Below are 19,532 nucleotides of genomic sequence, written 5' to 3' on the forward strand. Positions count from 1 at the left end.
CATTTGCAACAAAGGAACGTTTAGAGTCAGATTTCAAGATTATCGATCAAACGCGTCGCACCGAGTTTGGCCGCAGCCAAGACGACGAGCGGCGCACCCGCTTCGTATTCCTCGCGGCTCGGTGCCTGCAGGTTCATGCGCTTGCGGATCGACACGTAGTCGGGCTGCCAGCCGTGCCCGGCGAGGCGTTCCATCGCATCGCGTTCCAGCGCGACGAGGTCGGGGTGGCCGGCGCGGCTGCGTTCCGCCACGTATTGCAGCGTCTGGTACAGGAACGGTGCTTCCGCACGCTCCGCCGTGCTCAGGTAGCCGTTGCGCGACGACAGCGCGAGGCCATCTTCGGCGCGGAACGTCTCGGCGCCGATGATTTCCGTCGGCAGCGCGAACTGGCGTGCCATGTTGCGGACGATCATGAGTTGCTGGTAATCCTTCTTGCCGAACACGGCCACGCGCGGCTGCACGCAGGAAAACAGCTTCGTCACGACGGTGCACACGCCATTGAAGAAGCCGGGACGGAAATGGCCTTCCAGGATGCCGCCCAGGTCGTCCGGCGGCTGCACGCGGTATTCCTGCGGTTCAGGATACAGGTCTTTCTCGGTCGGCGCGAACAGCACGTACACGCCTTCCTTCTCCAGCTTGGCAACGTCCGCTTCGAACGTGCGCGGGTATTTGTCGAAATCCTCGTTCGGGCCGAACTGCAGGCGGTTGACGAAGATCGAGGCGACGACGGGGTCGCCATGACGGCGCGCAAGACGCATCAGCGACAAGTGGCCTTCGTGCAGATTGCCCATCGTCGGCACGAAGGCGGTGCGCAGTTGGCCGCGCAGCTGGTCGCGCAGTTCGTCAATGGTGGAGATGATTTTCATGGTATCAGTTGCTTGGTGGAAACGTCAGGCCGGCGAATAGGCGAGCCGCACGTAGATGGGGGCGAAAGGTTCGGCCTGGGTGATTTCGATCAAAGTTTCTTTCGCCAGTTCGAGCATGGCGACGAAGTGCACGACGACGACGGGCACGGTGGCCTGGCCGCCGAACAATTCCGAGAACTCGACGAAGCGGGCCGACTGCAGGGTGCGGAGGATGGCCGACATGTGCTCGCGCACGGACAATTCCTCGCGGCCGATGCGGTGGTGCTGGGTCAGCTTCGCGCGGCGCAGCACGTCCATCCAGGCGCGCTGCAGGTCGTGCGGATCGACGTGCGGCAGGATCGGGCCCGGCGCCTGTTCGATCGGCAGCTGCGGCCGCTGGAAGTCGCGGTCCAGCTGGGGCAGGGCGCCCAGCTGCTGGGCGGCCAGCTTGATCTGTTCGTAGTCCAGGAGGCGCCGCACGAGTTCCGCGCGCGGGTCTTCCGCTTCCTCGACCAGCGTGTCGACGCGCTTCGGCAGCAGCATGCGCGACTTGATCTCGATCAGCATCGCGGCCATCAGCAGGTATTCCGCCGCCAGTTCCAGGTTGGTCTTGCGGATTTGCTCGACGTATTCCAGGTACTGCAACGTGACCTGGGCCATCGGGATGTCCAGGATGTTGAAGTTCTGCTTGCGGATCAGGTACAGCAGCAGGTCGAGCGGACCTTCGAACGCGTCGAGGAAGATCTCGAGCGCATCGGGCGGGATGTACAGGTCGGTGGGCAGGTGCAGCAGCGGTTCGCCGTACAGGCGCGCAATCGCGGCGTCGGCATGCGCATCGCCGTCAGCGCCCGCCGTGTCGGCCGGAAGCGTGGTGCCGTCGCCCGTGTCGGGATCGGCGTGCCCTTCGGGCGTCGCCTGCGCGGGCACCATCGTCGTCGGCCTCGGAAAAGTTCCGGTGGATCAGTACTTCGTCTGGTACACGTAGGCCTGCTGGCGGATACGCGACTCGTCGATGCGGCGCTGCTCGTCCAGCGACAGCGGTGCCTTGTCCCACAGGAGGGCGCGGCCGGCCTGCTGGCGCTCTTCCATGCCCGGGGTCTGTTCCTTCAGTTGCTTGATGAACTTGGTGTGCTCGGATTCGTACTGGGTGTGTTTCATGGCTTATCTAGGCAGGTCGTACAAACGGCGGCCCCGTTTATCGGGAGCCGCCGCGTCATAAAAACAAGGAATGATACTCTGAGTTAGCCCTGCGTGTGCAGCGCATTGAGCTGGCGCGCAATGATGTCGTGGTTGAGCCACAGCACGGGCGCGATCTTTTCCGCGGCGCCGTGGAACATCAGGGGGCCGGTGCCTTCCAGCACCAGAGCGGAGAGGTGGTCGGTGATCAGCGCCTTCTTGTCCGTGTGCAGCGACGTGATTTCGTCGGACGTGCCGATCATCAGGTCGGCCAGTTCCGGCGTGTTGTCCATCGGCCAGGCGTCGAAGTTGCGGAACGACGCGCTGGTGGCCGTCTGCAGATAGGCTTCCAGCTTGTCCAGGATCGATTGCAGCGACACGCCGTCGCCCAGCAGGCCCTGGCAGATGTCCCATTGTTTCTGCGCCCACTCATTGCTCTTTCCTTCGCCGCCTTCTTTCTTCAGCGCGAGCAGAAGGGGGAACAGCGACAGTTCCACGCCCACGAAGATGTCGGACGAGTTCGTGCGGATTTCCGGGCAGTTGAACACGGTGGCGGCGATGCCCTGGGCCCACGCGGCCGCGGCGATCGACTCCAGGCGCATCTTGGCATAGCCCTGCGTGTAGTTCGTGTAGGTCTGCCACACGTATTCGTCGCCGATCAGGATCTCGGTGCCGTGGTAGCCGTACGCCGTGTAGCGCACCTGGCCGCCCTTGGCTTCCACGCGCGCGCGGATGCCGGCCGACGCGTCGATCAGGTATTTCAGCGTGTTGGCAGACACTTCGTCGAAGTTCATCAGGATCAGCTTGCCCAGGTCGCTGTCGAGCAGGGCGCGCGACGACATGAAGCGGTCGCCCCGGCCTTTATAGATGCGGTTGGCGATGGCGAGGAATGCCTTGATCTTCGGGATGCCGCCAGCCATCGTGTGCGCGAAGAACACGTTGGCGCCGTCCGGGATCAGCTTGTCGATCTCGGCCATGACGGCCTGGGCGGAATCGGTGAAGCGCTTCACGCCGGCGGTGCGGCAGGCTTCGATCTTCGCCCAGTCCAGCTTGTCTTCTTGCCAGCTCTTGAGGGTAATGCCGGACAGCATCTCCGTCGGATTCTGCTCGCCCGGGGGCGCGTCCATGTCGAAACCGGCCATCAGGGGCACATTGATGATGCGGCCGCCCAGCTTCGCTTCCGCTTCCGCGTGTTCTTCCGGCGTCAGGGCGCGCAGGGTGCCGTCGTCGTTGCGGCGGCCGACGGTGATGCCGAGGATCGTCATGCCGGCGGCGCGCGCCTCGTCGATCAGGCCGTTCACATAGCCGCGGCCGAACAGTTCGCCGAACAGGACGAAGACGTCGCCTTGGCGGAACAGGTTCGCTTGGGGGATGTGCCTCAGGGCTTTGTATTCGGTCATATTAGTCGCTACTACTCTAAAGTGTGGAGGATGGACGTCAGGACATTACCTGCGTCCTATTTTTCTAAAAACAGCGCATTATACTGCTACCGGTCCGCGAAAAATGATGTCAACCCGGCAATAGTAATGCGCGACACCCCTTGGCACCCATCTCGGTCAGCGCGGATTGGTAGGGTGGGCATTTGAGGCCGGGGGCCTCAAATGAAACGTCCCCACCATGCATTGCCGCAGCGCATACCTTCGGTGGGCGGAGGCCGCCCACCCTACTGGGATAGCTGGTTAGCGGATACGCATGCCCGGCTGTGCGCCGCTCACCGGCTCGAGCAGGTACAGGCCCGGATTCGCCTTCTCGTCCTGGGCGGATGCGCACAGCACCATGCCTTCCGACACGCCGAACTTCATCTTGCGGGGCGCCAGGTTGGCCACGACCACGGTCAGCTTGCCGATCAATTGCTCTGGCTGGTAGGCCGACTTGATACCCGAGAACACATTACGATAGCGGCCTTCGCCCACATCCAAGGTGAGGCGCAGCAGCTTGCCCGCACCTTCCACGTGCTCGCAATTGACGATTTTCGCCACGCGCAGGTCGATCCTGGTGAAGTCGTCGATCGAGATTTCCGGCGCCAGGGGCTCGATGTCGGACGCCACAGCGGGCGCCACCGCCGCTTCAGCGGGCGCAGCCGCGGTCTCGGCGGCGGGCGCAGCAGCCGGGGCCGGCTTGTCGAACAGGTCCTCGACCATCTTCGCGTCCACGCGCTGCATCAGGTGGCTGTACGCGTTGATCGTGCGGCCCAGCAGCGGGGCGTACACGCGCTCGCCCTGGGTGTCGTCCCACGAGTACGCGTCGTCGCCGAGGAATTCGCGCACCTGCGCGGCCACGTGCGGCAGCACCGGCGACAGCAGGATCGTCAGCTGGCGGAACAGGATCAGCGCCGCCGTGCACACGTCGTGCAGCTCGGCCGTTTTCGTCTCGTCCTTCGCGAGGATCCACGGCTTGTTCTCGTCGACGTAGCGGTTGGCGACGTCGGCCACTTCCATGATCTCGCGCAGCGCCTTGCCGAACTCGCGCGCTTCGAAGTTCGCCGCGATCGACGCCTGGCGCTCGCCGTTTTCGCCGTTCAGTGCGCGCGCGATCCATTGTTTCGCATCATCGGACAACGTGGACGCCAGCTTGCCGTCGAAGCGCTTGGCGATGAAGCCGGCGCAGCGGCTGGCGATGTTCACGTACTTGCCGATCAGGTCGCTGTTGACGCGCGCGACGAAGTCCTCGCCGGTGAAGTCCAGGTCTTCGACCTTGGCGTTCAGCTTGAACGCGAGGTAGTAGCGCAGCCATTCCGGATTCATCTTCAGATCGAGGTAGCGCAGCGGCGAGATGCCGGTGCCGCGCGACTTCGACATCTTTTCGTTGTTCACGGTCAGGTGGCCGTGGACGTTGACCTTCAGCTTGTCGATGATCGGGTGGCCCGAGAAATTCAGCATCGCCGGCCAGAACAGCAGGTGGAACGACACGATGTCCTTGCCGATGAAGTGCACTTGCTCGGCGGACGGATCGTTCAGGAACGCTTCGTAGTCGATGCCCTGCTTTTCGAAGTAATTCTTCAGGCTGGCGAGATAGCCGACCGGCGCGTCCAGCCACACGTAGAAGAATTTACCCGGCGCGTCCGGGATCGGGATGCCGAAATACGGGGCGTCGCGCGAGATGTCCCAGTCGGCCAGCTTTTCGCCGTTCTCGCCCAGCCATTCCGAGACCTTGTTGACCATCTCGGGCTGCAGGCGGCCCGGCGTGTTCAGCCACTCCTTGAGGAATTGGAAGCAGCGCGGGTCGGACAGCTTGAAGAAGTACTGCTCGGACGGCTTCAGGATCGGCGTCGAGCCCGTGAACACGGAGTACGGGTTGATCAGCTCGGTTGGCTGGTAGGCGGCGCCGCACACTTCGCAGTTGTCGCCGTACTGGTCCTTCGCGTGGCAGACGGGGCATTCGCCCTTGATGTTGCGGTCGGCCAGGAACATGCCCTTCGCCGTGTCGTAGAAGCGGTCGACGGTCTTCGTGTAGATCAGGCCGTTGTCGCGCAGGCGGCGGTAGATGCTCTGCGACAGGTCGACGTTTTCGGGCGAGTCGGTCGAATGCCAGTTGTCGAACGCGATGTGGAAGCCGTCCAGGTATTGCGCGCGGCCGGCCGCGATCTTCGCCACGAATTCCTGCGGCGTCACGCCTTCCTTCTCGGCGGCGATCATGATCGGCGTGCCGTGCGTGTCGTCGGCGCCGACGAAGTGCACCACGCGCTGGGCACCGGCGTCGCGCTGCATTCGCTGGAAGCGGACCCAGATGTCGGCCTGGATGTACTCCATCATGTGGCCGATGTGGAAGGCAGCGTTGGCGTAGGGCAGGGCGGTGGTGACGAACAGCTTGCGTGTCATGGTCGATGGTTTGGAAGGTATATGAAAAAAGGCATTTTACCAGCGGATGACCCTGAGCGCGCAGGGGGTACTTTGCCCATTTGCCAGCCTGGCAACAGTCGTTCCCCCGTTTTGCGCTAAACTTGCGCATCACATCCGGAGAACCCAATGAGCATCACGCTTGAAGACGTCAAGGCCGCCCTGGCCGCTGTCGTCGATCCCAATACCAATAAAGATTTCGTCACCTCCAAGTCAGTCAAGAACATCCAGGTCGATGGCGGCAACGTCGCCTTCGACATCGAGCTCGGCTATCCGGCGAAGAGCCAGGTCGCGGGCATCCGCGCGTCCGTCGTCGACGCGCTGCGCAAGCTGCCCGGCGTGGACAACGTCAGCGTGAACGTCACGAGCAAGATCCTGTCGCACGCCGTGCAGCGGGGCCTGAAGGTGATGCCGAACGTGAAGAACATCATCGCCGTCGCATCCGGCAAGGGCGGCGTCGGCAAGTCGACGACCGCCGTCAACCTGGCGCTTGCGCTTGCGGCCGAGGGCGCGTCGGTGGGCCTGCTCGACGCCGACATCTACGGTCCGTCGCAGCCGATGATGCTGGGCGTGACCGGCCGTCCGCAAAGCCTGGACGGCAAGACGATGGAGCCGCTGGAAAACCACGGCGTGCAGGTGTCGTCGATCGGCTTCATGATCGATCCGGACGAGCCGATGGTGTGGCGCGGCCCGATGGTCACGCAGGCGCTGCAGCAACTGCTGGAGCAGACGAACTGGCGCAACCTCGACTACCTGATCGTCGACATGCCCCCGGGCACGGGCGACATCCAGCTGACGCTGTCGCAGAAAGTGCCCGTCACGGGCGCCGTGATCGTCACCACCCCGCAGGACATCGCCCTGCTGGACGCCCGCAAGGGTCTCAAGATGTTCGAGAAGGTCGGCATCCCGATCGTCGGCGTCGTGGAAAACATGAGCACCCACATCTGCTCCAACTGTGGCCACGTCGAGGCGATCTTCGGCCAGGGCGGCGGCGAGAAGATGTGCGCCGACTTCCACGTCGACTTCCTCGGCAAGCTGCCGCTGCAGCTGTCGATCCGCGAGCAGACCGATTCCGGCACGCCGACCGTCGTCGCGGAGCCGGATGGTTCCGTCGCCGCGATCTACAAGGACATCGCGCGCAAGGTCGCCGTCAAGGTGGCGGAGCAGGCCAAGGACATGTCGGCGAAGTTTCCGACGATCGTCGTCAAGAACGACTGAACGGGTAGGGTGGGCACACCGTGCCCACGCGGACGTTCGCGCGACGCATGCGTTCGCGTGGGCACATGGTGCCCACCCTACGATGACCCTATGAGGATTGAAACGTTCCGCGCGCGCCTGCGCGACCTGGGCGCCCAGCCGCTGCACGTCGACCGCGTGCTGCGCGACTGGGTCCGCGTGATGGACCACGACCGTGGCCGGCGGCGCCCCGACGATTTCCTGCCGAAGCCCGTGCGCACCGCACTGCCGCAACTCGATGCGGAGCTGGATGCGCTCGCGCGCGTGCTCAGCACGCACCCGGCCGACGATGGCTCGGCGCGCCTCCTGGTCGGCCTCGCGGACGGCCAGACGGTGGAAACCGTGCTGCTGCCGCGCGACGGCGTGTGCGTGTCGAGCCAGGTCGGTTGCGCCGTCGGCTGCCAGTTCTGCATGACGGGGCAAAGCGGCTTGATCCGGCAAGTGACGAGTGGCGAGATCGTCGCGCAGGTCGTGCTGGCGCGCCGGCTGCGGCCCGTCAAGAAGGTCGTGTTCATGGGCATGGGCGAGCCCGCGCACAACCTCGACAATGTGCTCGAAGCCATCGACCTGCTGGGCATCGAAGGCAATATCGCGCACAAGAATCTCGTGTTCTCGACGGTGGGCGACCCGCGCGTGTTCGAGCGCCTGCCTGCCGGCCGCGTGAAGCCGGCGCTGGCGCTGTCGCTGCACACGACGAAACCGGACCTGCGCGCGCGCCTGCTGCCGCGCGCACCGCGCTTCACGGCGCGCGAACTGGTCGAGGAGGGCGAACGCTATGCCCGCCTGACCGGCTATCCGATCCAGTACCAGTGGACGTTGCTGGACGGTGTCAACGACGGGCACGACGAGCTCGATGCCCTCGTTGACCTCTTGCGCGGCAAGTACGCCGTGCTGAACATGATCCCCTACAACACGAATCCCGGCTTGCCGTTTCAAAGGCCCGGCTGGGACAAGGCGCGCGCGATCGCAGCAATGCTGTTCGAGCGCGGGGTGTTGACCAAGCTGCGCGATTCGGCCGGGCAGGACGTCGATGGCGGCTGCGGGCAGTTGCGGGCGCGGGCGGTGGGGGAGCGTACGGTCACGCTGCGTCGCGCGAACGGGGCGTGCGACGGGTAGCGCCAACTTGTCGCAAACGTCCGCGTGGGCATGGGATGCCCACCCTACACCAGGGCAAATCGTTCGATGGGTTCGACCGCCGCGCTCGACATGTACCAGTCGTTGACGACGAGTTCCAGCGTATCCACGGTCATCGTGCCGAGCGGCGTGTCGCGCAGTGCGGCCAATGCCGCGGCGAGCCGTGCCGGATCGGCGGGCGGCGTCACGAAGCGCAACACCGTCATGTGCGCCGTCACGAGCCGGTAGCGCTGGTCCAGCCCGGCACCCAGGCCGCACACGCGCAGCACGTCGCGCAGGCGCGTGCGCAGCCGTTCCAGTGTGTCGTCGCGGGGAAAGCCGCGGACCAGCACGGCGCCGCGCGACGTCGTGATGCCGGCCAGGTCCACGTCGAACGCGGGCACGCCTGCCACGGCGGCGCGCACGGCCGTGGCGTAATCTGCGCTGCGCGCCAGGTGCGGCGCGCAATGTTCGGTGACGGTGAACAGCGACAGCACCGTCATGTGCAAGTCGGACAGGGGCTGGCGGTACTGGCGCGGGTCGGCGTCGGCCAGCCGGTCCTGCAGGTCCGCGAGGCGCGCCGCCAGCGCCGGGTCGGGGCGCGCGACCAGGCTGATGCCGCGGCGCGGATCGAGGCCGCCGGTCAGGTGCAGGTCGCATTCGACGTCGCCGCGGGAGACGGCGGGCCAGGCACGGTCCCACATCGCATCGTAGTGGGATTGCAAGTGGAGTAGGGAAGCGCTCATCGTGGCGATTATCGCTGCTCCGGGCGTGTTATGCCGCGCGTCCGATGCTGGGCGCCAGCTGGCGCGCGCAGACGCGGTTGCGGCCGGCGCGCTTGGCGTCGTACATCAGCTCGTCCGCAACGGCGATCAGGGCTTGCGGCGTGACGGCCGCGCCGGCGCCGAAATCCACGCCGACGACGCCGAAGCTGGCCGTCGTCGCGAGCACCGCGTCACCGCAGTCGACGCGCCGGGCGGCGAACGCCGTGCGGATGCGCTCGGCCAGTTCGACGGCACCGTCCAGTTGCGTCTCGGGCAGGATGATGAGGAATTCTTCGCCGCCGTAGCGCACGACCGTGTCGACGGCGTCGCGCGTCAGGGCTTGCAGCAGGTGGCCGAAGCAGCGCAGCAATTCGTCGCCCGCATGGTGGCCGTACGTGTCGTTGATCGCCTTGAAGCCGTCCAGGTCGCACATGATCAGCGACAGGTCCAGGCCGTAGCGGCGCGCGCGCGCGATCTCGCCGTCGAGCAGGGCGGCGTTCAGGTGGCGCCGGTTGTAGCAGCCCGTCAGCGGATCGCGGATCGACAAATTCGTCAGCACCTGCTGCGTGCGGTACTGCTCGCGCCACAGCCGGGCGTGGCGGATCGCGGCGACGGCGCCGAACGCATTGGCGAACAGGATCAGCATCGTCATCGACACGAGGCGGCGCGTCGATTCGAGATGCTCGTACCAGGCCAGTGCGATGAACGAGAGGCTCGCGCCAAGCGCGATGGCGATCGCGGTGCGCAGGCGGTTCGGGATGAAGATCAGCACGACGACGGCCATCAGGCCGATCGAGGTGCCGTGCAGCAGCGCGTCGGCCGGACGGCGCCACGCGACGATCATATAGGTGAACATGCCCAGCGACGTGAACGCGCTCGCCACCCGGTACGCGGCCGTCACGGGCGCATCCGCGCGGCGCGCGTAGCGCAGGCCCACGTACGCCAGCACGGGCACGGCGCAGCGCGCGAGCAGCGACGGGATGGCGCCCGGCAGGCCGAGGGCCAGGACGTCGCTGACGCTGAATATGATGTAGAACAGCGAGCACAGGGTCAGTGCGCGGCGCAGGTCGCGCAGGATCGTGCGCGCCTGCGCGTGCAGGAAGCCCGTCTCCATCGCGGCGCACGTGAACTCGCCGCGCAGGTGCGCAATGGCAGCGGTGCTCGGATCGTTCGGCATGGCGGCGATGTTGGACAGGGTGAAAGAGGAGGCGAGACTCTAGCCAAAAATTTACTTTCTGTAAAGTAATTTTCGGCCGTCGGGGCTCACCGTGCAGCGGGCCCGGGCATCGCCCATTGGCGGGGCAGGCTGTAAAATAGCTCCTTGTCCCGAGAGGCGTCCCGATCGTGCGTGTAGCCGGCGGGACGATGCCCGCGCCGGCGCTCGTGCGCCGCGGGCGCTTCGTCAACCAGGTCCCGCCAGTCGGGGCCGCAGCCATCGTATCCGACCATGACCGTCCGTACCCGTTTCGCTCCCAGCCCGACCGGCTATCTCCACCTCGGCGGCGCCCGCACCGCGCTGTATTCGTGGGCCTATGCCCGCCACTTCGGCGGCACTTTCGTCCTGCGCATCGAAGATACCGACCTGGAGCGTTCGACGCCGGAAGCCGTGCAGGCGATCCTGCAGGGCATGGAATGGCTCGGCCTGGCGCACGACGAAGGCCCGTTCTACCAGATGCAGCGCATGGACCGCTACCGCGAGGTGGTGAAGGGCATGCTGGAAGCGGGCACCGCGTACCTGTGCTATTGCTCGCCGGACGAAGTGGAAGCGATGCGCGAGCGCATGCGCGCCGCCGGCGAAAAGCCCCGCTACGACGGCACGTGGCGCCCGGAGCCCGGCAAGACGTTGCCACCCGTGCCGGAAGGCGTCAAACCCGTCGTGCGCTTCAAGAATCCCCTGGACGGCGAAGTCACGTGGCACGACGTCGTCAAGGGGCCGATCACCATCGCCAACAAGGAATTGGACGACCTCGTGATCGCCCGTCCGGACGGCACGCCGACGTATAACTTCTGCGTCGCCGTCGACGACTGGGACATGAAGATCACGCACGTGTTGCGCGGCGACGACCACGTCAACAACACGCCGCGCCAGATCAACATCTTGCGCGCGCTGGGCGCGGAGCTGCCGCAGTACGGCCACCTGCCGATGATCCTCGGCCCGGACGGCCAGAAGCTCTCCAAGCGCCACGGCGCCGTCAGCGTGATGGAGTATCCGGAGCAGGGTTATCTGCCGGAAGCGATGCTGAACTATCTCGCGCGCCTGGGCTGGAGCCACGGCGACGACGAGATCTTCTCGATGCAGCAGTTCACCGAGTGGTTCAACCTCGATCACCTGACCGCGTCGGCCGCGCAGTTCAATCCGGAAAAGCTGGGCTGGCTGAACAACCACTACATCAAGCAGGCCGACAACGAGCGCCTGGCCGGCCTCGCCCGTCCGAAGATGGAGCGCGAGGGCGCCGTGTTCGACGGCGCGCCGCCGCTCGCCGCCGTGCTGGGCCTCATGAAGGAGCGTACCAACACCATCAACGAACTGGCCGATGCCGCGATGCTGTTCTACCGCGCGCCGAAGCCGGACGCGGCGCTGCTCGAGCAGCACCTGACGGACGCCGTGCGCCCCGCGCTGGCCCAGTTCGCCGAGCGCCTGCGCGACGTGGAATGGACGAAGCCGGCCCTGTCCGCGATGATGAAGGAAGTGCTCGCGGCGCACGGCCTCAAGATGCCGCAACTCGCGATGCCGCTGCGCCTGTTGGTGACGGGCCAGCTGCAGACGCCGGCCATCGACGCCGTGCTGGAATTGTTCGGCCGCGAGACGGTGTCGGCGCGCGTGGCCCAAGGACTGTGATTCCCACTTGGTATTTGCGAAATGCAAGTGCGTCCGCTATAATGCTCGCACTTCAGCGCTGCGGGGGTATAGCTCAGCTGGGAGAGCGCTTGCATGGCATGCAAGAGGTCAGCGGTTCGATCCCGCTTACCTCCACCACGTTCTGAAGTGAAGTACGACGCAGTCCAGGGTCCCCATCGTCTAGAGGCCTAGGACATCACCCTTTCACGGTGAGTACCGGGGTTCGAATCCCCGTGGGGACGCCAGATTCGTTGGCAGTATGTTAGAGTGCTGTTTTCCCGTAGGGGGTATAGCTCAGCTGGGAGAGCGCTTGCATGGCATGCAAGAGGTCAGCGGTTCGATCCCGCTTACCTCCACCAAGCAGGGAAAAGCAGCAGTCGTAACAGTCCAGGGTCCCCATCGTCTAGAGGCCTAGGACATCACCCTTTCACGGTGAGTACCGGGGTTCGAATCCCCGTGGGGACGCCAAGAATTTATTCGCCGGGGTCGGGGCCCGAAATTATCGGTTGGGCTCTGACACCGGCAGAATAGCAGGTGTTGCAAGGAAGCCGCCTTGAGCGGCTTTTGTTTTGGGGGTATAGCTCAGCTGGGAGAGCGCTTGCATGGCATGCAAGAGGTCAGCGGTTCGATCCCGCTTACCTCCACCAAGTTTCAAGTATCAAGTAGCGCGGTAGTTCGGGTCCCCATCGTCTAGAGGCCTAGGACATCACCCTTTCACGGTGAGTACCGGGGTTCGAATCCCCGTGGGGACGCCAAGGTTTTGGTGTATGATGCCTGCGATCAGGCATAGCGGTAAAAGTTCCAGGGTCCCCATCGTCTAGAGGCCTAGGACATCACCCTTTCACGGTGAGTACCGGGGTTCGAATCCCCGTGGGGACGCCAAGCATTCGGCAGCAGGCAGTAACAACAGTTTTAGGTCCCCATCGTCTAGAGGCCTAGGACATCACCCTTTCACGGTGAGTACCGGGGTTCGAATCCCCGTGGGGACGCCAGTCAAAGACCGGAGCAGACCACCCGCGCATGCGGACAGGTGCTCCGGTTTTTCTTTGGGTCCGCAAAACATGCTCAACGATCAACGCACCACGACACTCGCCATCTTCTGCAAGGTCGTCGACAACTTCGGCGACATCGGCATCTGCTGGCGCCTCGCGCGCCAATTGCACCGCGAGCACGCGATCGCCGTCACCTTGTGGGTCGACGACCTCGCCAGCTTCCGCCGCATCTGGCCATCCGTCGCCACCGATGCGGCCGTGCAGGTCGTGGACGGCGTGAGGATCATGCACTGGCCCGACCAGGACGGCACGTTCCAGCCGGGCGACGTGGCGGACATCGTGATCGAATTCTTCGGCGTCGACATCCCGCCGGCCTATATCGCCGCGATGGCCCAGTGCGAGCCGCGTCCCGCGTGGATCAATTATGAGGGCCTCACTGGCGAGGAATGGGTCGAGGGTTGCCATACGCTGCCGTCGATGCACCCGCGCCTGAAGCTGACCAAGCATTTCTTCTTCCCCGGCTTCACGCCGAAGACGGGCGGCCTGCTGCGCGAGCGCGGCCTGCTCGACGCGCGCGACCGTTTCCAGGCCGACTCCGCTGCACGCGCCGCGTTCCTCGCGGGCGTGGGCGTGACGGCGGATGAGATGATGGGGCGGGTGGTCAGCCTGTTCTGCTATCCGCATGCGCCCATCGCCGAGTTGTTCGCCGCCTGGCGCGACGGTGCGACGCCGCTGACGTGCCTCGTGCCGCAAGGCGTCGCGCGCGAACAGGTGAGTGCCTTCCTCGGCGCCGACCCGGTGCCGGGCGCGGTGGCGACGCATGGCGGCCTGACCGTGCGCGTGATCCCGTTCCTGTCGCAGGATGATTACGACAGGCTGCTGTGGTCATGCGACGTGAACTTCGTCCGCGGCGAGGATTCCTGGGTGCGCGCGCAATGGGCCGGTCGCCCCTTCATCTGGCATATTTATCCGCAAGATGAAAACTTGCATCATGTTAAACTCCGCGCGTTCCTGCAAAAGTACGCGGAAAACCTGGATAGCCTGATCGAATTTTCCCTGCGCTGGAATGGCGTGGAAGTGAACGCGCCGGCCGCTTGGCCGGCATTGTGGATGTCTCTGCAAGCCCAATCGCCGGCGATTGTCGCGCGCAATGTCGAATGGCAAACGCGGATGTTGGCGAACGGCGACTTGGTGAGCCATCTGCTGGATTTCGCCCGGTCGCTGCGGTAGGCGACGGACGAGGAACATGGTATCATGCTTGATTACTGCAACTCATTTTTAGGTTAAAACCCTCCTATGAAACCCGCAAAAGAAATCCGTGTCGGCAACATCATCATGGTTGATGCCAAGCCTTTCATCGTGCTGCGCTCCGACGTCAATGGCTCGAGCCGCACGGGCTTCACGTACAAGTGGAAGATGAAGAATCTTCTCACCAACGCACCGCTGGAAAACGTGTTCCGCGGCGACGACAAGTTCGACGTCGTCGTGCTGGACAAGAAGCCGGTGACCTATTCGTACTTCGCCGACCCGCTGTACGTCTTCATGGATGAAGAGTACAACCAGTACGAAATCGAAGAAGAAAACATGGGCGACGCCATCAACTACCTGAAAGACGGTATGGAATGCGAAGCCGTGTTCTACGACGGCAAGGCCATCTCGGTTGAACTGCCGATCACCATCGCGCGCCAGGTCATCTACACGGAACCGGCCGTCAAGGGCAATACCTCGGGCAACGTCCTGAAGGAAGCCAAGATCGAAAACGCCATCGAATCGAAGCAGTTCACCATCCAGGTGCCGCTGTTCGTCAACCAGGACGACACCATCGAGATCGATACCCGTACTGCCGAATACAAGAAAGTCGTCCGCAACTAAGCCGACCGCTTTCCGCGAAAAAACGCTGTCCTTTGGGCAGCGTTTTTTTTCGTGGCTGTGTTCGCGATAATTCGGCGACACCGTCGTTTAGCCGAGCTGGGCCGCAGCGCACAACAGATGAGCCGGCGTCGTCAGGCGGCGTGCATCCAGCATCCGTTGCCATCCCGAATAATTGATCAGGTACCGACTTGCGACGCCGCGAAACCGCACCAGCCAGCTCTTGAAACGGCTGTGCCAGGCGTTCACGTTCTGCAGGTGAATCGCACCGCGCGCGCGTACGCCCGCCTTCACGTTCACCATCTCGTGCATGATGCCCGCTTGCCTGGCGAAGTGACGGTACGAGAGCGCCGAATCGCTGATCAAGAGGACGTCGGCCGGCAGCACAGGCTTGAGGCACTTTTCCAACTGCGCCACCGTCACCTGGCCGCGACCAGTGTGGAAATCGAGTGTCTGCCCGGTGCGATCGCGCGCGACGAGCAGGCAATCGTGCTCCTTATTGATGCCGCGCTTCGTCGCGACGCCACCGCGCTTCCTCGGCTTGCGCGTCATGTTGCGCGATCCCTTCTGCGATTCCAGGCGGTACGTCTCGTCCGCCTCGACGATGGCAGTCAGGATAGATGGCCGATGGCGCCCGGCACGAAGCGATGGCGCCACCTGAAACTGGTCGTGCGATGCACGCCGACGGCGCGCGCCGCCTTGCGCACGGTACGGGACTCGAGCACGCACTGCAGATACGCCAGCCAATGCTCTTTCTTCCGTAGCCTTGCGAGCGGGGTTCCGGTGAGTGCGTTATAGCTGCGTCCGCAGCCGAGGCAGCGAAAACGCTGCAGGCCGCTGGCCTGGCCGCAGCGGTGGGCGCGGGGACAAGCGCAGCGAGGACACGGCCGTCCTCGCGCAGCCTGCTCGATCAGGGCGATACACTCGTCAGGATGGGCGATGCCCGCGATCCATTTCCGCAACCGGGCCAGGTCGGTGGCGGAGAACGGGATCGCGGTCAATTGGGCAAATACATCGTCGAACGGCACGGCGCGCATCGTGATTCCTCATGAGCTAACTCGACGATACGTATGACCGCTGCAACAAATTTCAGTTCACATAACTACCGCGAACACAGCCTTTTTCATCCATATGTCCGACACGGCCGCGTGTCACATCGGCAAGATTGCTGTTATGCTGAGGCATTCTTCCAGGGAGGATGCATGGATCGCAGGAATTTCGTTCGACTGGGCGTGGCCGCCGCATCGGCCTCGACGATGGCGAGTACGGCAACCGCGGCGCGGGTCGGGATCATGGCACCCGACGCCGTGCTCGACGCCGGCGTACGCGAACAGCAGGCGCTGATGGAGGCCGGCAAGCAGACGTCGACGACGCTCGTGCGGCGTTACCTGGCACGCATCGCCGCCGTCGACAAGGCGGGGCCGCGGCTGAACGCCATCATCGAACTGAATCCCGACGCGCTCACGATCGCCGCCGGCCTCGACCGCGAACGCAAGGCCGGCACAGTGCGCGGCCCGCTGCACGGCATCCCCGTCCTGTTGAAGGACAATATCGCGACGGCCGACAAGATGAGCACGAGCGCCGGCTCGCTCGCGCTGGCTGGCGTGCGCGCCGCGCATGACGCATTCGTCGCGGCGCGCCTGCGCGCGGCCGGCGCCGTCATCCTCGGCAAGACGAATTTGTCGGAGTGGGCGAACATGCGCTCCACGCATTCCGTCAGCGGCTGGAGCGGCCGCGGCGGGCTGACGCGCAATCCGTATGCGCTCGACCGCAACACGAGCGGTTCCAGTTCCGGCTCCGGAGCCGCGATGGCGGCTGCGCTCGCCACGCTCGCCGTCGGCACGGAGACGGACGGCTCGATCGTGTCGCCCGCATCGATTTGCGGCATCGTCGGCATCAAGCCCACGCTGGGCCTCGTCAGCCGCAGCGGCATCATCCCCATCGCCCATTCGCAGGACACGGCCGGCCCGATGACGCGTACCGTCGCCGACGCCGCGCTGCTGCTTGCCGCCATGGCGGGCGCCGATACGGACGATGCCGCGACGGCGATGGCGCCGGCAGCAGGCAAGGCGGCCGACTACGCCGCGGCCTTACGCACGGACGGCTTGCGGGGCAAGCGTCTTGGCGTCGCACGCAATTTCTTCGGCAATAGCCCGGCCGTCGATGCCGTCATCGACGCGGAACTGGCCGTCCTGAAAGCGCAGGGCGCGACGCTCGTTGATGTCAAGGTGCCCAATGTCGACAAGTACGGCGACACGGAACTCGAAGTGCTGCTGTCCGAATTCCGGCCCGACCTGGAAGCGTACCTGGCGCGCTACGCACCGCACGCGCCGGTCAAGACGATGGCCGACGTGATCGCCTTCAACGACAAGCACGCCGCGCAGGAGCTGCGCCACTTCGGCCAAGAACACTTGGTCGCCGCGCAGGCGCGCCCCGGCCTCGACGCCGAGGCCTACCGCGATGCGCTCGCCGCCAACCACCGCTACAGCCGCGAGGAGGGCATCGACGCGATCCTGCGCGAGGAAAAACTGGATGCCCTCGTCGCGCCGACCGGCGGCACCGGCTGGCTGACCGACTACATCAACGGCGACCACGACGGCCCGGGCTTTTCGACGCCGGCCGCCGTCGCCGGCTATCCGCACGTGACGGTGCCTGCGGGCCAGGTGCACGGGCTTCCCGTCGGCCTGTCGTTCGTCGGCACCGCGTGGAGCGAAGCCACGCTGATCGGCATGGCGTACGCGTACGAGCAGGCGAGCCGGCGCCGCCGTCCGCCCACATTCGCCGCATCCGTCAACGTGAAAGCGTGATCAGCGGTCGGCCGCTTCGGCAGCGTCGCGCTTGACCCAGACGAACGCGCAGACGCTGGCCGCCAGCGCCGTCGCCGCGCACACGGCCATCGCAAGATGAAACGGCGGGAGCAGGGCGCGGCCTTGCGCCGTCAGCACGGCACCCAGCAACGCCGTCGCGATCAGCCCGCCGCCGCGTGCGACGGCGCTGTTGAAGCCGGACGCGATACCCGTGTGGCTGCCGTCCACCGATGACAGCACGGCCGTCGTCAGCGGCGCCGCCACGCCAGCCATGCCGATGGCGATGACGAGGATCGCGGGCAGTACCGTCGTCGCATAGCCGCCCGCGCCCACGCGCATGCCCAGCAGGAAGCCGCCCGCCACGAGGAGCGCCCCGATCGCCAGCGGCAGCCGCGTCCCGTGCTTCCCCGCCACCCTGCCCATGATCGGCGAGCCGATGGCGAGCACGACGGGAAACGGGAGCAGCGCGGCGCCCGCCTGTTTCGCCGAATACTGCAGGGCCTGGATCAGCACGTACGGTACGAGCAGCATCAGCGCGCCCAGCGCGCCGTACAGCAGGAACGTCATCAGGTTCAGTCCGGAAAAGCTGCCGGACGCGAACAGCTTCAAAGGCAGCATCGCGTTGTCGCCTGCGCGCCGCTCGATCCAGAGGAAGGCGAGGAGCACGAGCGCGCCGGCGCCCATCGCGACGGCGGATGCCGTCGACACGCCCTTGTCGGCGGACGCGGCGGCGAGGCCCCACGTCAGGCTGCCGAGACCGACGCTGGCGAGCAGCGCGCCGGCCGGGTCGAGCGCGACGGGCTTGTCCGCGCGCGGCACGCGCACGTAGCGCCAGCCCAGCAGCATCGCCAGCGCCGCGATCGGCAGATTGATGTAGAAGACGGCGCGCCAGCCGACCGTGTCGATCAGCCAGCCGCCCAGCAGCGGCCCGATCGCGCCCGCGGCGGCGCCTGCGGCGGCCCAGATCCCGATCGCGCGGCCGCGCGCCTTGCCGTCGAACGTTGCGCCGAGGATCGCGAGACTGTTCGGCAGCAGCAGCGCCGCACCGATCCCTTGCGCCACGCGGCCGCCGACGAGCAGCCACAGCTGCGGCGCCAGTGCGCACAACAGTGAGGCCAGCGCGAATGTCGCGATGCCGGCGAGCAGGATGCGGCGGCGGCCGTAGCGGTCGCCCGCGGCACCGCCCAGCAGCAGCAACGAGCTCAGCGGCAGGAGATAGCCGTTCACGACCCACGACAGGTCGGCGCCGCCGCCGTCCAGGTCGCGGCCGATGGCGGCGAGGCCCACGTTGACGACGGAACCGTCGATGAACGCGAGGCTGCTCGCGAGGATCGAGGTGGCGAGTACGAGGTGCGGATGGGCGGCGTGGCCGCGGACCGGCGTGCTGTCGGCGAGCAGGCGGTCGCAATGGGCGGGCAGGGTGCTCATGGGCGGTTCCCGGACAGTCGACCGGGCATGGCGGCGATGCGCAAGTGTAGCCGGACCCGGCGATTGGGGCGCGCACGCGCCCGTTGTCAGCGTGGCGCCGCCGCCTGCTTTGCTTTGGTGAATACGGGGCCCCACAGTGGATGGCCGTGTTCGCCCGGTGCGAGGTCGAACGAGGGATCGAGGCGCAGCGCCCGGTCGAACGCCTGGCGGCATGGGCCCGGCCGCGACGTCACGCAATAGCTGAACGCGAGGTATTTCAGCGCCTGCAGGCGCGTGGCGAGCGGCCCGTTGTTGACGTCGCGCGCGGACAGCCGCCGGATCGCGCCGTTGTAGTCGCCATCGTTGTACAGGCGGATGCCTTCCTGCAGGCCGTTGGCGGGTGCCGGCGCCTCGTCGCGCTCGCGTTCCCGCTCGCGTGGCTTCTCTTTCGGCCGCGGGGGCGCTTCGCGCACGACGACGGGCGGCGGCTCCCGTTCCGCCGTCGCGGTGGCCTTCGGATGCGTGGGCGTGCGTGCCTGGGTCTTGTCAAAGCCCGGGAAGCCGGCGCAACCGCCGAGCAGGGCGGCCGCCGCGGCGAGCAACACGGCGTGGACGATGGGGCGGGCGGGACGCTGGATATTCATCGGT

Annotated in this window: 15 protein-coding genes, 8 tRNA genes and 1 pseudogene; 14 read left to right on the forward strand and 10 right to left on the reverse strand. The window is 65.7% G+C overall.

Annotation, left to right across the window (positions count from 1 at the left end; all coding sequences use genetic code 11):
* Positions 1–26 precede the first annotated feature (26 nt).
* From panC to metG, 5 genes are all read right to left on the reverse strand, one after another.
* Positions 27–866, reverse strand: coding sequence for a pantoate--beta-alanine ligase (panC, locus tag HAV22_RS10705; RefSeq protein WP_166859065.1), 840 nt, complete (start codon positions 864–866; stop codon positions 27–29).
* A 24-nt stretch (positions 867–890) separates the two neighbouring features.
* Positions 891–1,775, reverse strand: coding sequence for a segregation and condensation protein A (locus tag HAV22_RS10710; protein WP_166859066.1), 885 nt, complete (start codon positions 1,773–1,775; stop codon positions 891–893).
* Positions 1,776–1,805: 30 nt separating this feature from the next.
* Positions 1,806–2,003 carry a DUF3460 family protein gene (locus tag HAV22_RS10715; RefSeq protein WP_166859067.1) on the reverse strand — a complete coding sequence of 66 codons (198 nt, stop codon included), beginning with the start codon at positions 2,001–2,003 and terminating at the stop codon, positions 1,806–1,808.
* A gap of 83 nt (positions 2,004–2,086) precedes the next feature.
* The gene (locus tag HAV22_RS10720; RefSeq protein ID WP_166859068.1) at positions 2,087–3,421 is read right to left on the reverse strand and encodes an enoyl ACP reductase FabMG family protein; all 1,335 of its coding nucleotides are present in this window, start codon (positions 3,419–3,421) and stop codon (positions 2,087–2,089) included.
* A 279-nt stretch (positions 3,422–3,700) separates the two neighbouring features.
* Positions 3,701–5,839: a methionine--tRNA ligase gene (gene metG / locus HAV22_RS10725; RefSeq protein WP_166859069.1), complete on the reverse strand. Its 2,139-nt coding sequence runs from the start codon at positions 5,837–5,839 to the stop codon at positions 3,701–3,703.
* 147 nt (positions 5,840–5,986) lie between these two features.
* On the opposite strand from metG, the gene apbC reads away from it, so the two are divergent.
* Positions 5,987–7,075, forward strand: coding sequence for an iron-sulfur cluster carrier protein ApbC (gene apbC, locus HAV22_RS10730; protein ID WP_166859070.1), 1,089 nt, complete (start codon positions 5,987–5,989; stop codon positions 7,073–7,075).
* A gap of 90 nt (positions 7,076–7,165) precedes the next feature.
* Positions 7,166–8,209 carry an RNA methyltransferase gene (locus HAV22_RS10735; RefSeq protein WP_166859071.1) on the forward strand — a complete coding sequence of 348 codons (1,044 nt, stop codon included), beginning with the start codon at positions 7,166–7,168 and terminating at the stop codon, positions 8,207–8,209.
* 44 nt (positions 8,210–8,253) lie between these two features.
* Here the strand turns inward: HAV22_RS10735 and HAV22_RS10740 are convergent, their stop codons facing one another.
* Together HAV22_RS10740 and HAV22_RS10745 are read right to left on the reverse strand one after the other, a co-directional pair.
* Positions 8,254–8,952 (reverse strand): 2'-5' RNA ligase family protein, encoded by a 699-nt coding sequence (locus tag HAV22_RS10740; protein WP_166859072.1) that lies wholly within the window; start codon positions 8,950–8,952, stop codon positions 8,254–8,256.
* A 28-nt stretch (positions 8,953–8,980) separates the two neighbouring features.
* Positions 8,981–10,147, reverse strand: coding sequence for a GGDEF domain-containing protein (locus HAV22_RS10745; RefSeq protein WP_166859073.1), 1,167 nt, complete (start codon positions 10,145–10,147; stop codon positions 8,981–8,983).
* A 270-nt stretch (positions 10,148–10,417) separates the two neighbouring features.
* On the opposite strand from HAV22_RS10745, the gene gltX reads away from it, so the two are divergent.
* From gltX to HAV22_RS10800, 11 genes are all read left to right on the forward strand, one after another.
* A complete protein-coding gene (gene gltX, locus HAV22_RS10750) occupies positions 10,418–11,809 on the forward strand; it encodes a glutamate--tRNA ligase (protein ID WP_166859074.1) in 1,392 nt (463 codons plus the stop codon).
* 62 nt (positions 11,810–11,871) lie between these two features.
* Positions 11,872–11,947: transfer RNA gene (locus HAV22_RS10755), tRNA-Ala, on the forward strand.
* A gap of 31 nt (positions 11,948–11,978) precedes the next feature.
* A tRNA-Glu gene (locus HAV22_RS10760) sits at positions 11,979–12,054 on the forward strand.
* Positions 12,055–12,092: 38 nt separating this feature from the next.
* Positions 12,093–12,168 (forward strand) — tRNA-Ala (locus HAV22_RS10765).
* 33 nt (positions 12,169–12,201) lie between these two features.
* Positions 12,202–12,277 (forward strand) — tRNA-Glu (locus tag HAV22_RS10770).
* A 103-nt stretch (positions 12,278–12,380) separates the two neighbouring features.
* Positions 12,381–12,456 (forward strand) — tRNA-Ala (locus HAV22_RS10775).
* Between the two features lie 32 nt (positions 12,457–12,488).
* Positions 12,489–12,564 (forward strand) — tRNA-Glu (locus HAV22_RS10780).
* Between the two features lie 51 nt (positions 12,565–12,615).
* A tRNA-Glu gene (locus tag HAV22_RS10785) sits at positions 12,616–12,691 on the forward strand.
* 34 nt (positions 12,692–12,725) lie between these two features.
* Positions 12,726–12,801: transfer RNA gene (locus tag HAV22_RS10790), tRNA-Glu, on the forward strand.
* A 69-nt stretch (positions 12,802–12,870) separates the two neighbouring features.
* Entirely contained in the window at positions 12,871–14,031 is a 1,161-nt protein-coding gene (earP, locus tag HAV22_RS10795) for an elongation factor P maturation arginine rhamnosyltransferase EarP (RefSeq protein ID WP_166859075.1), read from the forward strand.
* A 66-nt stretch (positions 14,032–14,097) separates the two neighbouring features.
* A complete protein-coding gene (locus tag HAV22_RS10800) occupies positions 14,098–14,673 on the forward strand; it encodes an elongation factor P (RefSeq protein WP_166859076.1) in 576 nt (191 codons plus the stop codon).
* 87 nt (positions 14,674–14,760) lie between these two features.
* Here the strand turns inward: HAV22_RS10800 and HAV22_RS10805 are convergent.
* Positions 14,761–15,707 (reverse strand): annotated as a pseudogene (locus tag HAV22_RS10805) (IS1595 family transposase).
* Positions 15,708–15,872: 165 nt separating this feature from the next.
* On the opposite strand from HAV22_RS10805, the gene HAV22_RS10810 reads away from it, so the two are divergent.
* On the forward strand, positions 15,873–17,477 hold the full coding sequence (locus tag HAV22_RS10810) for an amidase (RefSeq protein ID WP_166859077.1): 1,605 nt from the start codon (positions 15,873–15,875) through the stop codon (positions 17,475–17,477).
* Here HAV22_RS10810 and HAV22_RS10815 read toward each other — a convergent pair whose 3' ends face one another.
* Both HAV22_RS10815 and HAV22_RS10820 read right to left on the reverse strand, forming a co-directional pair.
* Positions 17,478–18,905 carry an MFS transporter gene (locus HAV22_RS10815; protein WP_166859078.1) on the reverse strand — a complete coding sequence of 476 codons (1,428 nt, stop codon included), beginning with the start codon at positions 18,903–18,905 and terminating at the stop codon, positions 17,478–17,480. It abuts the gene before it with no gap.
* 86 nt (positions 18,906–18,991) lie between these two features.
* Complete coding sequence (locus tag HAV22_RS10820; protein WP_166859079.1) at positions 18,992–19,528, reverse strand: TssQ family T6SS-associated lipoprotein; 537 nt, start codon at positions 19,526–19,528, stop codon at positions 18,992–18,994.
* Between the last annotated feature and the right edge of the window lie 4 nt (positions 19,529–19,532).

This window comes from Telluria antibiotica (assembly GCF_011682055.1).
Lineage (GTDB): Bacteria > Pseudomonadota > Gammaproteobacteria > Burkholderiales > Burkholderiaceae_D > Telluria > Telluria antibiotica.

Bases quoted from the DNA above. Each gene is read 5' to 3' on its own strand.
- apbC (WP_166859070.1), top strand. From the start codon at position 5,987: ATGAGCATCACGCTTGAAGACGTCAAGGCCGCCCTGGCCGCTGTCGTC.
- HAV22_RS10820 (WP_166859079.1), bottom strand. From the start codon at position 19,528: ATGAATATCCAGCGTCCCGCCCGCCCCATCGTCCACGCCGTGTTGCTC.
- HAV22_RS10735 (WP_166859071.1), top strand. From the start codon at position 7,166: ATGAGGATTGAAACGTTCCGCGCGCGCCTGCGCGACCTGGGCGCCCAG.
- HAV22_RS10810 (WP_166859077.1), top strand. From the start codon at position 15,873: ATGGATCGCAGGAATTTCGTTCGACTGGGCGTGGCCGCCGCATCGGCC.
- HAV22_RS10800 (WP_166859076.1), top strand. From the start codon at position 14,098: ATGAAACCCGCAAAAGAAATCCGTGTCGGCAACATCATCATGGTTGAT.
- panC (WP_166859065.1), bottom strand. From the start codon at position 866: ATGAAAATCATCTCCACCATTGACGAACTGCGCGACCAGCTGCGCGGC.
- HAV22_RS10740 (WP_166859072.1), bottom strand. From the start codon at position 8,952: ATGAGCGCTTCCCTACTCCACTTGCAATCCCACTACGATGCGATGTGG.
- HAV22_RS10745 (WP_166859073.1), bottom strand. From the start codon at position 10,147: ATGCCGAACGATCCGAGCACCGCTGCCATTGCGCACCTGCGCGGCGAG.
- metG (WP_166859069.1), bottom strand. From the start codon at position 5,839: ATGACACGCAAGCTGTTCGTCACCACCGCCCTGCCCTACGCCAACGCT.
- HAV22_RS10720 (WP_166859068.1), bottom strand. From the start codon at position 3,421: ATGACCGAATACAAAGCCCTGAGGCACATCCCCCAAGCGAACCTGTTC.
- gltX (WP_166859074.1), top strand. From the start codon at position 10,418: ATGACCGTCCGTACCCGTTTCGCTCCCAGCCCGACCGGCTATCTCCAC.
- earP (WP_166859075.1), top strand. From the start codon at position 12,871: ATGCTCAACGATCAACGCACCACGACACTCGCCATCTTCTGCAAGGTC.
- HAV22_RS10715 (WP_166859067.1), bottom strand. From the start codon at position 2,003: ATGAAACACACCCAGTACGAATCCGAGCACACCAAGTTCATCAAGCAA.
- HAV22_RS10710 (WP_166859066.1), bottom strand. From the start codon at position 1,775: ATGGTGCCCGCGCAGGCGACGCCCGAAGGGCACGCCGATCCCGACACG.
- HAV22_RS10815 (WP_166859078.1), bottom strand. From the start codon at position 18,905: ATGAGCACCCTGCCCGCCCATTGCGACCGCCTGCTCGCCGACAGCACG.